A 12,911-nucleotide genomic window follows, 5' to 3' on the forward strand; every position below is an offset into this window, starting at 1 on the left:
ATGGAATCGAGGTCCACCTGGTCGCGCAGCAGCACGTCGTCGGCGATGTCTTCGGGGTCGACTTCCGCTGCCCGCCCGTCGCGCCCCGGCCCGCGCGTCGCGCCCCGGCCCGCGCGTCGCGCCCCCCGCTTTTCCGCGAAACTTAAACTAGGGCGGCGCTTTCCGGCGTGTCGCGTGCGTCGTTTCAGTGTCGCGGAAGCCGCGACGGTGGAGCGCGCCACGGACCCGGCGTATGACGCCTTCGGGTTTGTCCTCGGCGATCACCCGGATGACGACCCAGCCCAATTCTTCGAGCGTGCGGATCCGTTGTTGGTCACGGGCGTACTGGCGGCGGTTGGAGCGATGATGGTCACCGTCGTACTCGACGGCCACCTGGTATGCCTCCCAGCCCAGGTCGAGAACGGCAATCAATCGCCAGTTCTGCTGCACCGGGATCTGTGTGGTGGGGGTCGGCAGACCGGCGTCGATCAGTAGCAAACGCAGCCAGGTCTCCTTGGGCGACGCGGCACCCGGGGCGACCAGGGGGAGCGCCGCCCGCAGGTTCCGCAGGCCGCGTACCCCCGCGTACCGCTTGGCGAGCATCATCACGTCCTCGCTCGAGAACGGCGTCGCTCGCATGAGCGCGTCCAGTCGCGCTACCGCCTCGCCACCGGGCGGCCGCCTGGCCAAGTCGAACGCCGTCCTCGCGGGGGAGGTCACCGGCAGGCCGTGGACACGGGTGGCCTCGTCGGGTCCGATTCGCTGATTGCAGGTGAGCACGCCGGCCGGGGGATGGGGATTGCGCCAGATCAGCTCGACCGGCTCGTCGTCGTCGATCCATCGCGAGCCATGCAGCGCGGCGGCGGCAAGTCCGGCGAGCACGCCGCGCCGGCCCGACCACAACCACGCGCCAATCGAACGCGTGCGCAGCGACGGCGTGGCGTAGGCCGGCAGATAGACGTCGGGATATATGGCGCGAAATTGCGCTCGCAGCTGGTGCCGGCTAAGGGCTCCCCGCCGCAATGCCTCGCTGCCGACAAACACGTCCTCCACACCAGCAAAGACGTCGTGCCGGTCCCGCCGGCTCCGCGAAACTTAAGCCATGGCGACGCTTTCCGGCGTGTCGTGTGCGTGGTTTAAGTGTCGCGGCACCTGAGGCCCAAAGACCGAGAACAGGCGCTACGTCCCCGCCGGCACCAGGCGCAGGGAGATGGAGTTGATGCAGTAGCGCTGGTCGGTCGGGGTCGGGTAGCCCTCGCCTGCGAAGACGTGGCCCAGGTGGCTGTGGCAGTTCGCGCACAGCACCTCGGTGCGCGTGGTCCCCATCGAGTGGTCGGGCCGCAGGATCACCGCGTCGGAGTTGGCCGGGTCAAAGAACGACGGCCAGCCGCAGTGCGACTCGAATTTCTCTGTGCTGCGGAACAATTCGGCGCCGCACGCCCGGCACTGGTAGATGCCTTCGGTTTTGGTGTCGGTGTACTCACCGGTGAACGGCCGCTCGGTGCCGGCGCGGCGCAGCACGTGAAACTCCTCGGGCGTGAGCTTCTGGCGCCACTCGTCGTCGGTCAGCTGCAGCTTCGGGCTAGTCATGCCTCCACGCTAGCGCGCTCGCGGTCAACGGGCAGCCAGGCCGGATCGATGCCGTCGTCCAGCCGGTCCTCGGCCTTGGCATCCAGGTAGCGGAAGCACAGCACGGTGAAGACCACGATCAGCAGCAGCGACCAGCCGTAGGTGATCTTGAGGTAGTGCAATGCGCGGCCATACCTCATGTAGCGGTAGATCAACCAGTCGTCGAGCGTGAGGAATCCATAGATCCCCAGCCACGCCGGCCAGTTGCGGATCAGCGAGTTCCGCAGCACCACCGTCATCAGGAACGGGAACAGCATCATCGAGTAGTAGCCCTGGGCCAGCGGCAGCACCAGCCACGACCACAGCAGCAGCACGCCCGACGAGTTGGTGATCCAGAACAGCGGGTCGCGGGTGCGGTAGTAGCGATAGAGCAGCCACAGCGCGCCGATCGCGATCACCGTGAACAGGAGTCGCAGGAAGACGATCAGCCACGTGGGCAGGCCGAAGTACACGCCGTTGCCCTCGATCGAGCTGTTGAAGTAGTCCCGGACGCCCCCGATGTAGGGCAGCGTGCGGGTGACGAAATCGGTCGGGTCGCTGACCAGCGGCCAGGCGGCCGCGTTGACGGCGATCGGGACGAGGAACGCGGGCACCAGCGTCCGCCACTGCCGGTTCAGCAGCGGCAGCAGCAGCAGCGGACCCAGCACGGGTTTGAGCGTGAGCGTCAACCCGATGACGAGCCCGGCCCACCACTGGTGCCGCACCTTCCCGTCCAGCAGCCACCGCAGGAACAGCACCTCCGCCAGCAGCACGCAGCCGTTGATGTTGGTGAACACCAGCGTGCTGGTCACGCTTTCCGTGCAGAACATGGCCAGCAGCAGGGCCGGCGCGGCCACCGAGGACAGCGTGAACTTGAACAGCCGCAGCAGCAGATACCAGGCGATCAGGATGGCTACGGTGTTGATCAGGATGAACAGGTACCGCGACGGCGTGAAGGACAGGTATCCGAACGGCGCCATCAGCAGCGTGCCGCCGGGCGGGTACAGGTAGTGCGGGTCGACGTAGTCGAAGTGCTCGTTGTAGATGTCCCAGCCGCGCCGGAAGTTGAGGACCGCGCGGTACACCGGCTTGAAGTCGTCGGTGATGTTGCCGTTGAGCGTCAGGATGATGCTGCGGTGTAGCACCGAGAGGATGGCCACCGGCCACAGCGCGGACCGCAATATCGTCGCGGTGCTCGGCGGCCCGCCACGGGGACGAAAGGCGGCGAGCGTCCAATCACGCAAGCCGGTTCGGGTCGATTCAGCTGCCGTCACCAGCGCACCGTACACCGGCGCGCGGCCGGAAAATCAGGCGGGACAGTACGTGTCGGTCCCGGGCAGTTTGCCGCTGTTGACGTAGCCGATCAGCGGGGAAACCGCGCACGGCGAGTAGATGCTGGCGCCGTGGCCGATGCCCTGCCACATCACCCGCTTGCTGGCCGCGTTGGCGTTGATGACCGTCGCGGCGGTCGCCGCGACCCCTTCGGTCCCGACGATCGGATCGTTCTGCACGCCGAGCAACAGCACGTCGACCTTCAACGATTTCGGCGGCGCCGGTGGCGAGCCGGTGGGCCAGTGCACGCATTTGACCAAGTTGAGCGCCGCGACGGTGCCGAACTGCGGGTACAGCTTGGCCCACGCCACCACCAGTTCGCGCACCCGGTCCGGGGTGGGGCGGTTGACGGCGTCGCTGCACGTGTTGACGAACTGGCCGTCGGAGTCCTCGGTCGCGTTGGCGTGGCTGATCAGACTGGTCAGCTGATTGGTGTCGCCGGAGCGGGCGGCCGCTAGGGCGTTGGCGAGGGTGGTGGTGGCGTTGACGCGGCCGCCGGAGGGAAAGCCCAGGGCGACGGTGATCGCGTTCGCCACCTCGGCCACGGACGCGCCGGCGGGCCCCTTGCCGGCGCGGGCGTCGGCCAGCAACGCGCCGACGGCGCCCTTGGGGTCGGGCCCCAGCGCACAGTTCACCGCGACGCACTGGGCGGCGAAGGCGTCGAGCGCGGCCTGCTGGCCCTTGACCTGCTGCTCGGCGGCGGCTTCGGCGTTGACGCCCAAGGCAACTGGCGAGTCGAGGATCAACCGGGCGACCTTGTCGGGGCGCGCCGCGGCGTAGGCCAGCGCCACTTGGGCGCCGTTGCCGATCCCGACCAGCGCAACGGCGGGAACGTCCCACAGCGAGCGCAGCCGCTCGATGTCCGAGGCGGCGTGGGCGTTGTCGTAGGCGCCGGCGCCCGGGGCGATGGCGTCGGTGCAGTTGGTGGTGGCGGTGTTCGCGACGTCCGAGAGGTTAGCGACGGGGTCGTCGCCGGTTTGGAACTGCGCCTGGTCGCGCATGATCTGGCGGTCGGAGGTGTCCCGGCAGTCGATCGGGTTCGACATGCCCATGCCGCGGCGGTCGACGGCCACGATCGGGTGGGTCTGCAGCACGTCGGCGCCGCCCCGCGACAGCCAGACCGGTAGCTGCGCCGAGGATGGCAGGTCCGAGCCGGTGGTGAAGACCAGCGGGCCGGCGTCGCGGGGGGTCTGGCCGGAGCGGGCGCGGACCACGCCGACGCTCACGGTGCCGGTCCCGCCACCATTCGGGTCCAGGTCCGCGTCGTAGTTCGCGCAATCCAGCTGAACCCCGGCGGCGGGCGGAACCGCGGCGTCGCCGAACACCTTCGACGTGCAGTCGTGCCACGGCAGGTCGTTCTTGGGTGCGGCGATCGGCGGCGGGCCGCTGGGCGGGGGCTTGGCGGTGGTCGCGCCTTGGGGCCGGGCGCCGGAATTGGTGGCGAAGCGCGGGTCGGCGGCCAGTCCCGGCACGCAGCCGGCGACCACGGTGGTCGCCGCAATCAAGACCGTGGCGAGCGTGATCTGCCGACTCATGTCGACCACAGTAGCTAGCGACGATCGCAAGCGCGGCGACGCCGGGCGCAGGCGGGTCGACCACGGTAGCTACGCCTTGACGTAGCGGGTGTACAGGTAACCGGCGTCGTCGGTCAAGACGTGGGCGCAGCGCATCTGTCTCAACAGTTGGCTGGGCCCCGTCGCGATGCGGCGGGCCAGGCCGCCGACGATGTAGGGCGCGATGGTCAGGCAGAGCTCGTCGAGCATGTCGCGCTGGATCAACGAATCGAGCAGCATCGGCCCGCCCTCGGTCAGGATGCGGCGCATCCCGCGAGCGCCGAGGACCGCCAGCATGACGGCCTCGTCGACCTCGCCGGGGTCGTCGCCGGAGCAGTCGATCACCTCGCACAGGTCGGTGAGCAGCCGGCGGGCGGGGGCCGTCGCAGCCGCGCAGGTGAGGATCAGCGGCGGCACCTCGGTCCGGGTGAACACCCCCATGTCGCGGTCCAGCCGGCCCGATTTGGTGACGACCGCCAGTTGCGGGATCTCGCTTTGCCCGCGGGCCTGCCGCCGCTGGCGCTGGGCGACGCTCAGCTGCGCCCCCGAATAGCCCTCGACCCGCACGGTGCCCGCGCCGACCACGATGACGTCGGCGAGCTCGCGCAGCAGGTTGAACACGAACCGGTCGCCGGGGCCCCCCATCGTTCCGCTGCTGCCGCCGGAGGTGGCGCCGCCGTCCACGCTGGCGATGAAGTTGGCCCGCACCCACGTCCCGTCGCGTTCGGGGTAGTCGTAGAGGCGGGGGAGTTCGGCGTCGGCGAGTTCGCGCACCGATCCGAGCAGCGACAGCGGCGTCTCGGGAAGGGCCATGCGGTTGATTGCAGCACGCCGGTAGGGTTCTCCTGATGCACGGGTCCACTTCCGGGGAAGTGGCGCACCTGGTGGATCGGCATCCGAGTGTGTCGCCGGAGCGGCTGATCGCTCAATTGCGGCCGCCCCCAACGTTCGCCGACGTGAGCTTCGCGACGTATGAGCCCGACCCGGCCGAGCCGACGCAGGCGGCCGCCGTCGCGGCGTGCCAACAGTTCTGCCGGCAAGCGGTGGAGCGGCGCGCGGGCCGGCGAAAGTTGTTGGGTCGCCGGGCGGTGCTGCCCGGTGTCGGGCTGTATCTGGACGGCGGATTCGGCGTGGGTAAGACCCACCTGCTGGCGTCGGCCTACTACGCGTTGCCGGGCCACGGTCCGGAGTCGTCAACTCCCAAGGCGTTCGCGACGTTCGGGGAGCTGACCCAGTTGGCCGGGGTGTTCGGCTTCGCCGAATGCATCGACCTGCTGGCCGGCTACACGGCGGTGTGCATCGACGAGTTCGAGCTGGATGACCCGGGCAACACCACGCTGATATCACGGCTGCTTTCCGCGCTGGTGGAGCGGGGAGTGTCGGTGGCAGCCACCTCCAACACGCTGCCCGAGCAGTTGGGCGAGGGCCGGTTCGCCGCCCAGGACTTTCTGCGCGAGATCAACACGCTGGCAAGCATTTTCACCACCGTGCGGATCGATGGTCCCGACTATCGGCACCGCGGCCTGCCGCCGGCCCCGCAGCCGCCGTCGGACGCCGAGGTGGTCGCGCGGGCCGCGCGGGTCGACGGGGCGACGCTCGACGATTTCGACGCGCTGTGCGCGCACCTGGCCACCATGCACCCGTCGCGGTATCTGACCCTGATCGAGGGGGTGACCGCCGTGTTCCTGACCGGGGTGCACCGCATCGACGACCAGAACGTCGCGCTGCGACTGGTGGCGCTGACCGACCGGTTGTATGACGCCGGCATTCCGGTGGTCGCCTCGGGCGGCAAGTTGGACACCATCTTCAGCGACGAGATGCTGGCGGGCGGCTACCGAAAGAAGTACCTGCGGGCCATGTCTCGGCTTCTGGCGCTGACGGTCAAGGAAGCGGGCGGGTCATGACGAAGTCGTTCTCGCGTCCGGCGCCGACCTGGAAGGTCCGGGTGCCGCTGACCTGAAAGCCGCTCTTGGCGTAGAAGCGTTGCGCGCGTTGGTTCGCCTGGTTGACGCCGAGCCACACGCGGCTCACTTTCCATTCGCCGGCCGTGGTCAGCGCGAGGTCCATCAGTGCGGTCGCGACCCCGGTGCCGTGGTGTTCCGGCGCGACGTAGATCTTGGACAGCTCGGCGGCCTCGCCGTCGCGGATCAGCATGGCGTAACCGATGATTCGCTCGCCCGACTCGGCGGTCATGACCGCGCGCCGCGGATCGGCCAGGTACTCGGCGAAGCGGGCGGGCGTCAGGTTGGCCTTGACGAACGCGGCGATGTTCTCGGGTGCCATCGACGCCGGACATGCGAGCGGAAAGGTGCGCCCGGCGACGTCGGCAAGCTGTTGAACGTCAACGGAATTCGTCGTGACGACGCGTGCGGTGCGGGTCAGAGGTTCCACTGTGCGAGGTGGTAGCCCGTCTTCCTGTCCAGCAGGACCACGGTGGAGACGGGATCACGGTAGGCGTCCCAATACACCTCGCCGCGCACGATCGCCCCGTTCGGCGCGTTGGTGAGCACGTTGTCCAGCGCGTCGGGGGCGTCGGAGGCGCGCGGCTTGTAGGCGTCGGCGAACTGGGTCACGCCGTCGAAGCTGAAGGTGGTCGCCATGACGAACGGGTTAGGCACGCGAACCGCGCGAACGACGACGTCGGCCCGCTCGACCGAGCTGCCCGGGAAGCCCCGGAAGGTGCCCTCGCGCGTGTAGCCGAAGCCCGGAGGCGGGTCGCAGGGCGCCACGCCGGTGACGGTCACGTCCGCGACAAAGGTGCCGGTGTCCACTCGCAGCGTGTCGCCGATGTGACCGATCGGGGCGTCACCGGCCCAGGCGCGGGGGGCGGGAAGCGGGGCGACCGCGGTGACGCTCGCCGCGGCGACGACGAACGCGGACAGGACGACCAGCCAGCGGGGCCTCTTCGCCATGTCTTCGCCTCCTAGGCAACCCGGCAAGGGAACCTTCGAATGATCGCACACGCGGTGATGCGTCGGGCAGGGGTCGACCACCCCGATCATCGAACGCTGGCGCCGCCGCCGAGCGATTCCAGCGCCTTGGTCAGATCGGCCTCGACGCGGCCCTTGTCCACGCCGCACCGGCGCAGCGGTCCTTCGTCGGACGAGGCGTCCTCCAGCTCGAGCAGCGCCAACAGCAGGTGCTCGGTCCCAATGTAGTTGTGGCCCAGCCGAAGTGCCTCGCGGAAGGTCAGCTCGAGGGCTTTGCGGGCGGGTCCGCTGAACGGGATGAGGTCGGGGGTCTCGCTGCCGGCCGGGGGCAACTCCACGGCCGCGCGCAACGACTCGGTGTCGACTTGCTGCAGGCGCAGTAGGACCGTGGCCAGCGCGGCCGGATCACTGAGCACACCGAGCAGCAGGTGGCCGGGCGTGATCTCGTCGTTGGCCGCCTCATGAGCGGCATTTTGGGCCGCCACCACCGCGCCCCGCGCCCGCGGCGTGAAGCGGCCGAAGCCCTGTTCGGGGTCTAGGGTGTTGGTCTCGGAGCGCGGGACGAACCGCTTTTGCGCCGCCTGCTTGGTGACGCCCATGCTCTTGCCGATGTCGGTCCACGACGCCCCGGATCGCCGCGCCTGATCCACGAAGTGCCCGATCAGGTGGTCGGCGACCTCGCCCAAATGCTCCGCCGCCAGTACGGCGTCGGCCAGCTGGTCCAGCGCGTCGGTGTGCACCGCTTTGATGGCGTTGATCAGCTCGTCGAGGCGGACGGGATAGGCGATGCGGGTCGGCTCGGCCATGGCGTCAACGATAGGTTGACGCCATGCGTCTGTCAACCTGGGGTTGACGATTGTTAAATATTGTTTCGTCGGCCGCGCACTCAACGCAGGTCTGGAACGATTTCGAATTTATGAAGCTTGTTCTGACGATTTCCAGCGTTGCTGTCCTGATCGGCCTGGCCGCGCCGGCGTACGCCGACGACACCGACGGTGCGTTCCTCGCCTCACTGGATGCGGCCGGTTTCACCTATACCGACCCGGGGCAGGTCATCCAGGCGGCCCAATACGTGTGCACGTCGGCCAGTAACGGCACCGCCATCGCGGACATCGCGACGGCAGTGCAAAAGGGGGATACCGCATTGAGCGCCGACAAGGCCGCCAAATTCACCGCGATAGCTGCGAAGGCCTACTGCCCGGACACGCTCTCTTCGAGCAGCTAGACGACGACGGCATCGAGCTCGTAGGCGGCCGATTCTCGCCACGAGATGCGCGTCGGATGCGGCTCTGGAACGATCAGTGAGCCGTGAGGCCACTTCTGATTTCGCTCGGCGCGGCGGCCGCGATCGCCCTGGCCGGACCCGCGCACGCCGATGGCAGCGACGACACCTTCCTGGCCACGGTTCACGCCGCCGGCCTGACCTATTCGGACCCGGACCAGGCGATTACCTCCGGTAAGTCGGTGTGCAAGTTGGTCAACGAGGGCTCGAACCTGACCGACATCGTCCGGATGATCCAGATGCTCAACCGGGGGCTGCAGGGCGACGACGCCACCCGATTCGCGGCAATCGCCGCCAACTCGTATTGCCCCCAAGCGCTGGCGCCGCCCAGCGCCGCCTCCTAGCGGGGGCCCGCGGCGTCGGATGTGATGCGGTTTTTACATAGCCGACCATTGACGGGGGGTTAACGAAACCTGTAATAAACAATTTGCCCATACCATTTCGGCGACGGACAGCGGTGGTAGCCGAAAGGAAGCATGGGCTTGGACTTCCTTCAGCAGCAGCTAGTCGAGCCCGTTAGCAACATCCTCAATACCCACGTCCTCATCTATTTGCTGATCGGCGGCGGCATCTATTTCACCGTGCGCACCCGATTCATTCAGATCCGCTACTTCGGGCGCATGGTGCGCCAGCTTCGTCGGGCTCATCGCCAGGACGGTGGAATCTCGTCCTTCCAGGCGTTCTGCGTCGGGCTCGCGTCCCGTGTCGGCACCGGCAACATCGCCGGCGTCGCGATCGCCCTGACGGTCGGGGGGCCCGGCGCCGTCTTCTGGATGTGGGTGGTGGCCGCCGTCGGCATGGCCACCGCGGTGATCGAGGCCACCCTGGCCCAGATCTTCAAGGTCCGCTCGGACGACGGCGCCTTTCGCGGCGGTCCCGCGTTCTACATTCAGCGCGGACTGCGGTCGCGTGCGGGCGGCGTGATCTTCGCCATGCTGCTGGTGGTGACGTTCTCGACCGCCTTCAACATGGTGGAGACGAACGCGATCAGCGGGGTCTTGCAGTCGTCGCACGGCATCGGGGTCGGTTGGACCACAGTGGTGTTGGCGGTGCTGGCCGCGCCCGTGCTTTTCGGTGGCGTGCGGCGCGTTGCCCAATTCGCCGGGTCTGTCCTTCCGGTGGTCGCGCTGCTGTACACGTTGCTCGCGCTGGGGATCGTGGCCGTCAACATCACCGAACTGCCGACGGTGATCAGGGAGATCATCGGCGGTGCGTTCGGAATCCGGCAGATGGCGGGCGGTTTCGCGGGCGGGGCGCTGGCCGCGATGTTCACCGGCGTCAAGCGGGGCCTGTTCGCCTGTGAGGCCGGGATGGGCAGTTCGCCCAACATCGCGGGCGCGGCGACCGTGGCGCATCCGGTGGAGCAGGGCCTGATTCAGTCGCTCGCGGTGTTCGTCGACACGATGGTGATCTGCACGGCCACGGCGTTCATCGTGCTGCTGTCCGGCCCGGAAACCTACAACCCGTCTCGCTTGGGCTCGCTGGCCGGGGCGAGCCTGACCGAGTCCGCGATCGCCGCGGATCTCGGCTCGTGGACCACGGTGTTGATGACCTCGGTGGTGTTCGTCTTCGCGTTCGCCTCGGTGCTGAGCAACTACGTGGTCGCCGAGGCCAATCTGTTCTACCTGGGCGGCCGGCGCCTGGCGGCCAACGTGTTGAAGGTGGTCACGCTGCTGTCCATCATCTTCGGGGCCCTGGCCCAGCTCACGTTGGTGTGGGCACTCGCCGATCTGACGATGGCGGTGATGGCCATCGCGAACCTGATCACCATCTGTCTGCTCGGCAAGTGGGCGTTCGCGGCCCTCAAGGATTACCACCGGCAGTTCGCGCAGGGCGTGGCGCCGGTTTTCATTGCCAGCGAGGCCGGCCTGCCCGGTGTCCTGGACGGCGACATCTGGGAGCGCGCGGAGCGCCGGCAGGTCGGCGCGCTGCCCGAGTCGTTGACGCTGCACCGCCCGGCGCTGCGGGCCTCCGAGGCGCCGGCGGCCTAACCGGGCGCGAGAGTTCACCCGCCGTTATCCCGGCGAGGTGCCATTGCCCAGCAGGTCTGCGACAATCGCTGCGTTATGCGATTCCTTCTCGTTCTGGCCGGCGCGGCCGCGGTCGGCCTGGCCGCGCCCGTCCACGCCGATGTGAACAACGATCAAGACTTCCTGACCGACCTGCGCGACGCCGGCATCACCTACCAGGACGGCGGCAACGCCATCACGATCGGCAAGTCGGTGTGCGACCTGCTTGACGACGGCCAGTCCACCGCTGAGATCGTGACCCAACTCCGCAATCAGAACCCGGCATTCCAAGGGGCCAGCGCGGCCAAGTTCACGTATCTTTCGGCGGCCCACTACTGCCCGAAGTACGTCACCGGCGAGGACCGCGGCCCGAAGCCGGAAGGTGTTCCCGGCAACTGACCGCCCCGACGGGCGTTATGCGGCCCGCGCCGTCCACGTGAAGTTGTGCATCTCGGGAATCCGCGGCGTCAGCGCGGCGGCGACGAGGCGCCCGATTCGGTCGGCTGCCGCCAGTGGGGTGTCGGGGTCGAGAAAGCCTTCCAGTTCGACACGCAACGTCCGCCCGGTCCATCGGGCCCGGGCGTGCGCGTGGGTGACGCCCGGCACCGTGGCGGCGACGGCCTCGGCGGTCGTGATGATGTCAGGGTCGACGCCGTCCAACAGGCGGTGGGCGATGTCCGAGGTGACCTCCCAGCCGACATGGCAGATGAATCCCGTGACCACGATCCCGGCCACCGCGTCGGCCCAGTACCAGCCGAGCGCCACACCGACCAGCCCCAGCATTGCCCCCGCGGACGACAACGCGTCCAGCCAGGAATGTTTGGCATCGGCCACCATGGTCGCCGAGCGAATCCGCTTGCCCACCACCAACTTATAGCGAGCCACCAGCTGGTTACCCGCGATTCCCACCAGCGCGGCCGCGATACCCCAGCCCACGTATCCGGTGCCGCCGTGCCGGAGCAGCTTGTTGACGCTTTCGAAGGCGGCCACGGCGGCGCTGCCCCAAATCACCAGTGCCACACCGATTCCGGCGAGGTCCTCGGCGCGTTCGTAGCCGTAGGGGTAGCGCTCGGTGGGAACTCTGCGCGACGCTCGAAACCCGACGAACACCAGCACGCTGGTGGAGACGTCGGACAGGTTGTGCAACGCGTCGCCGAGCAGTGCCACCGAGCCGGACAGCAGCGCGATGGCCAATTCGACGAGCCCGGTCAGCGCCAGTCCGATCGCGCTGACGGCGACGGCCCGGTTGGCCTGCCGACGCTCGGCCGCATCGTCCGTGACGGTGTCGAGGGGAAAACTGGCCGCGGGGTCGCGGACGCCGTTGACGAGGTGCATACGGCAAGCATGCCGGAACCCGCGCCGGCGCCCAACCCGGTTAGTGGCACACGGGACGGCGGGACTGCCGCCGCCGCGGCCGTGCCGGAATCGGTTTCGCAGTGGACCGTGTCTGACAGCGTTGTTTCATGCGGCCTTTGCTGCGGGCGGACAATAACGCACAACAAATGTCGATTTTCCTCAATTGAGGCCGAGTTTGCCGATTGTCGAGCGCAGACGCGGAGCATGTGCGAGAGTATCGAGTGGCCGAATTATTAACTGATCGCCGCGTACACAGATGCTCACGGCTATAAATTGATCCCACCCCAAGGAGCCACCATGAAGAAATTCGCACCGTTGACCGGCTCAGTTGTGGCCAGTTTGGCGAGCATGGCTGTCATCGCCGCGCCCATGGCGAACGCGGACGCGACGGACGACGTTTTCCTGCAGGCACTCGGACAGCAGGGAATCACGTTTTCCAACCTGTCGAACCAAACCGTCGTAAGCGCCGGACATGGAGTTTGCCAGGACTGGACCAACGGCGCGACGCTGGCGCAGACATTGGCCGATGTAAAAAGCGCGCTGGCGTTAACCGACAGCAATTCTGGTTACTTCATCGGGGCCGCGACGCAGTCGTACTGCCCGCAGTACGTCAGCAAAGCCACGCAGAGCTAATCAGCGTTTCGCGGTAACTTCTGGTCGGGGCGCGGGGTCCGCTCGGGCGACGAGCCAAAACGCCTCGGCAACAGCATGAAGAGCACCGGGAAGCGCAGTCGCGCGTCGCGGTGGGAGAGTTCGACGAACACAGTCTCTATCTCGATGTTTCGGATCGGCTGTCGCTCCATCATCAAACGCGTTCGCAGGTGATGCGGGCTTTTCAGCCACTCGACGAAATTCATGCCCG

The 12,911-nt window shown here is 67.9% G+C and carries 15 protein-coding genes and 1 pseudogene; 6 read left to right on the forward strand and 10 right to left on the reverse strand.

All coding sequences use genetic code 11. The features are described 5' to 3' along the window. Positions 1 to 147: 147 nt before the first annotated feature. From BRW65_RS28105 to BRW65_RS28125, 5 genes are all read right to left on the reverse strand, one after another. A complete protein-coding gene (locus BRW65_RS28105; protein ID WP_073880333.1) occupies positions 148 to 1,032 on the reverse strand; it encodes an endonuclease domain-containing protein in 885 nt (294 codons plus the stop codon). 126 nt (positions 1,033 to 1,158) lie between these two features. Beyond that, complete coding sequence (msrB, locus tag BRW65_RS28110; RefSeq protein ID WP_073880335.1) at positions 1,159 to 1,569, reverse strand: peptide-methionine (R)-S-oxide reductase MsrB; 411 nt, start codon at positions 1,567 to 1,569, stop codon at positions 1,159 to 1,161. Beyond that, a complete protein-coding gene (gene aftC, locus BRW65_RS28115; RefSeq protein ID WP_073880337.1) occupies positions 1,566 to 2,876 on the reverse strand; it encodes an arabinofuranan 3-O-arabinosyltransferase in 1,311 nt (436 codons plus the stop codon). Before aftC ends, msrB begins: the two co-directional genes overlap by 4 nt. An 18-nt stretch (positions 2,877 to 2,894) precedes the next feature. Next, positions 2,895 to 4,454, reverse strand: a complete 1,560-nt coding sequence (locus BRW65_RS28120) for an alpha/beta hydrolase (RefSeq protein ID WP_073880397.1) — start codon at positions 4,452 to 4,454, stop codon at positions 2,895 to 2,897. Positions 4,455 to 4,523: 69 nt separating this feature from the next. Further along, entirely contained in the window at positions 4,524 to 5,285 is a 762-nt protein-coding gene (locus tag BRW65_RS28125) for a pyrimidine reductase family protein (RefSeq protein ID WP_073880339.1), read from the reverse strand. Here BRW65_RS28125 and zapE point away from each other — a divergent pair. Beyond that, positions 5,284 to 6,376: pseudogene (gene zapE, locus BRW65_RS28130) on the forward strand (cell division protein ZapE). The gene BRW65_RS28125 and the pseudogene zapE sit on opposite strands and share 2 nt — an antisense overlap. Here the strand turns inward: zapE and BRW65_RS28135 are convergent. From BRW65_RS28135 to BRW65_RS28145, 3 genes are all read right to left on the reverse strand, one after another. Next, positions 6,354 to 6,863 (reverse strand): GNAT family N-acetyltransferase, encoded by a 510-nt coding sequence (locus BRW65_RS28135; protein WP_073880343.1) that lies wholly within the window; start codon positions 6,861 to 6,863, stop codon positions 6,354 to 6,356. The pseudogene zapE and the gene BRW65_RS28135 overlap by 23 nt on opposite strands. Further along, positions 6,851 to 7,384, reverse strand: coding sequence for a hypothetical protein (locus tag BRW65_RS28140; RefSeq protein ID WP_073880399.1), 534 nt, complete (start codon positions 7,382 to 7,384; stop codon positions 6,851 to 6,853). The genes BRW65_RS28135 and BRW65_RS28140 overlap by 13 nt, the downstream gene beginning before the upstream one ends. A gap of 86 nt (positions 7,385 to 7,470) precedes the next feature. Next, positions 7,471 to 8,208: a Clp protease N-terminal domain-containing protein gene (locus BRW65_RS28145; protein ID WP_073880345.1), complete on the reverse strand. Its 738-nt coding sequence runs from the start codon at positions 8,206 to 8,208 to the stop codon at positions 7,471 to 7,473. A 110-nt stretch (positions 8,209 to 8,318) separates the two neighbouring features. Between BRW65_RS28145 and BRW65_RS28150 the strand changes: the two genes are divergently transcribed. The 4 genes from BRW65_RS28150 to BRW65_RS28165 all read left to right on the forward strand — a co-directional run bounded on the left by BRW65_RS28150 (position 8,319) and on the right by BRW65_RS28165 (position 11,092). Then, positions 8,319 to 8,627, forward strand: a complete 309-nt coding sequence (locus BRW65_RS28150) for a DUF732 domain-containing protein (RefSeq protein ID WP_073880347.1) — start codon at positions 8,319 to 8,321, stop codon at positions 8,625 to 8,627. A gap of 83 nt (positions 8,628 to 8,710) precedes the next feature. Further along, positions 8,711 to 9,028 (forward strand): DUF732 domain-containing protein, encoded by a 318-nt coding sequence (locus tag BRW65_RS28155; protein WP_073880349.1) that lies wholly within the window; start codon positions 8,711 to 8,713, stop codon positions 9,026 to 9,028. Between the two features lie 132 nt (positions 9,029 to 9,160). Further along, positions 9,161 to 10,675 (forward strand): alanine/glycine:cation symporter family protein, encoded by a 1,515-nt coding sequence (locus BRW65_RS28160; RefSeq protein WP_244168252.1) that lies wholly within the window; start codon positions 9,161 to 9,163, stop codon positions 10,673 to 10,675. 75 nt (positions 10,676 to 10,750) lie between these two features. Continuing rightward, positions 10,751 to 11,092 (forward strand): DUF732 domain-containing protein, encoded by a 342-nt coding sequence (locus BRW65_RS28165; protein ID WP_073880351.1) that lies wholly within the window; start codon positions 10,751 to 10,753, stop codon positions 11,090 to 11,092. A 15-nt stretch (positions 11,093 to 11,107) separates the two neighbouring features. On the opposite strand, the gene BRW65_RS28170 is transcribed toward BRW65_RS28165, so the two are convergent. Continuing rightward, positions 11,108 to 12,028 carry a cation diffusion facilitator family transporter gene (locus BRW65_RS28170; RefSeq protein WP_073880353.1) on the reverse strand — a complete coding sequence of 307 codons (921 nt, stop codon included), beginning with the start codon at positions 12,026 to 12,028 and terminating at the stop codon, positions 11,108 to 11,110. 318 nt (positions 12,029 to 12,346) lie between these two features. On the opposite strand from BRW65_RS28170, the gene BRW65_RS28175 reads away from it, so the two are divergent. Beyond that, positions 12,347 to 12,682, forward strand: coding sequence for a DUF732 domain-containing protein (locus BRW65_RS28175; protein WP_073880355.1), 336 nt, complete (start codon positions 12,347 to 12,349; stop codon positions 12,680 to 12,682). Here BRW65_RS28175 and BRW65_RS28180 read toward each other — a convergent pair. Beyond that, a complete protein-coding gene (locus BRW65_RS28180; RefSeq protein WP_073880356.1) occupies positions 12,679 to 12,906 on the reverse strand; it encodes a hypothetical protein in 228 nt (75 codons plus the stop codon). The genes BRW65_RS28175 and BRW65_RS28180 overlap by 4 nt on opposite strands. Between the last annotated feature and the right edge of the window lie 5 nt (positions 12,907 to 12,911).

It is taken from the genome of Mycobacterium paraffinicum (assembly GCF_001907675.1).
In the GTDB taxonomy this organism is placed as follows: Bacteria; Actinomycetota; Actinomycetes; order Mycobacteriales; family Mycobacteriaceae; genus Mycobacterium; species Mycobacterium paraffinicum_A.

What these genes read in the sequence shown, in the direction of transcription:
- BRW65_RS28140 (WP_073880399.1), bottom strand. Translation starts at nt 7,384, where the DNA reads ATGGCGAAGAGGCCCCGCTGGCTGGTCGTCCTGTCCGCGTTCGTCGTC.
- BRW65_RS28165 (WP_073880351.1), top strand. Translation starts at nt 10,751, where the DNA reads ATGCGATTCCTTCTCGTTCTGGCCGGCGCGGCCGCGGTCGGCCTGGCC.
- BRW65_RS28150 (WP_073880347.1), top strand. Translation starts at nt 8,319, where the DNA reads ATGAAGCTTGTTCTGACGATTTCCAGCGTTGCTGTCCTGATCGGCCTG.
- BRW65_RS28180 (WP_073880356.1), bottom strand. Translation starts at nt 12,906, where the DNA reads ATGAATTTCGTCGAGTGGCTGAAAAGCCCGCATCACCTGCGAACGCGT.
- BRW65_RS28125 (WP_073880339.1), bottom strand. Translation starts at nt 5,285, where the DNA reads ATGGCCCTTCCCGAGACGCCGCTGTCGCTGCTCGGATCGGTGCGCGAA.
- BRW65_RS28145 (WP_073880345.1), bottom strand. Translation starts at nt 8,208, where the DNA reads ATGGCCGAGCCGACCCGCATCGCCTATCCCGTCCGCCTCGACGAGCTG.
- BRW65_RS28160 (WP_244168252.1), top strand. Translation starts at nt 9,161, where the DNA reads ATGGGCTTGGACTTCCTTCAGCAGCAGCTAGTCGAGCCCGTTAGCAAC.
- msrB (WP_073880335.1), bottom strand. Translation starts at nt 1,569, where the DNA reads ATGACTAGCCCGAAGCTGCAGCTGACCGACGACGAGTGGCGCCAGAAG.
- BRW65_RS28120 (WP_073880397.1), bottom strand. Translation starts at nt 4,454, where the DNA reads ATGAGTCGGCAGATCACGCTCGCCACGGTCTTGATTGCGGCGACCACC.
- BRW65_RS28170 (WP_073880353.1), bottom strand. Translation starts at nt 12,028, where the DNA reads ATGCACCTCGTCAACGGCGTCCGCGACCCCGCGGCCAGTTTTCCCCTC.
- BRW65_RS28175 (WP_073880355.1), top strand. Translation starts at nt 12,347, where the DNA reads ATGAAGAAATTCGCACCGTTGACCGGCTCAGTTGTGGCCAGTTTGGCG.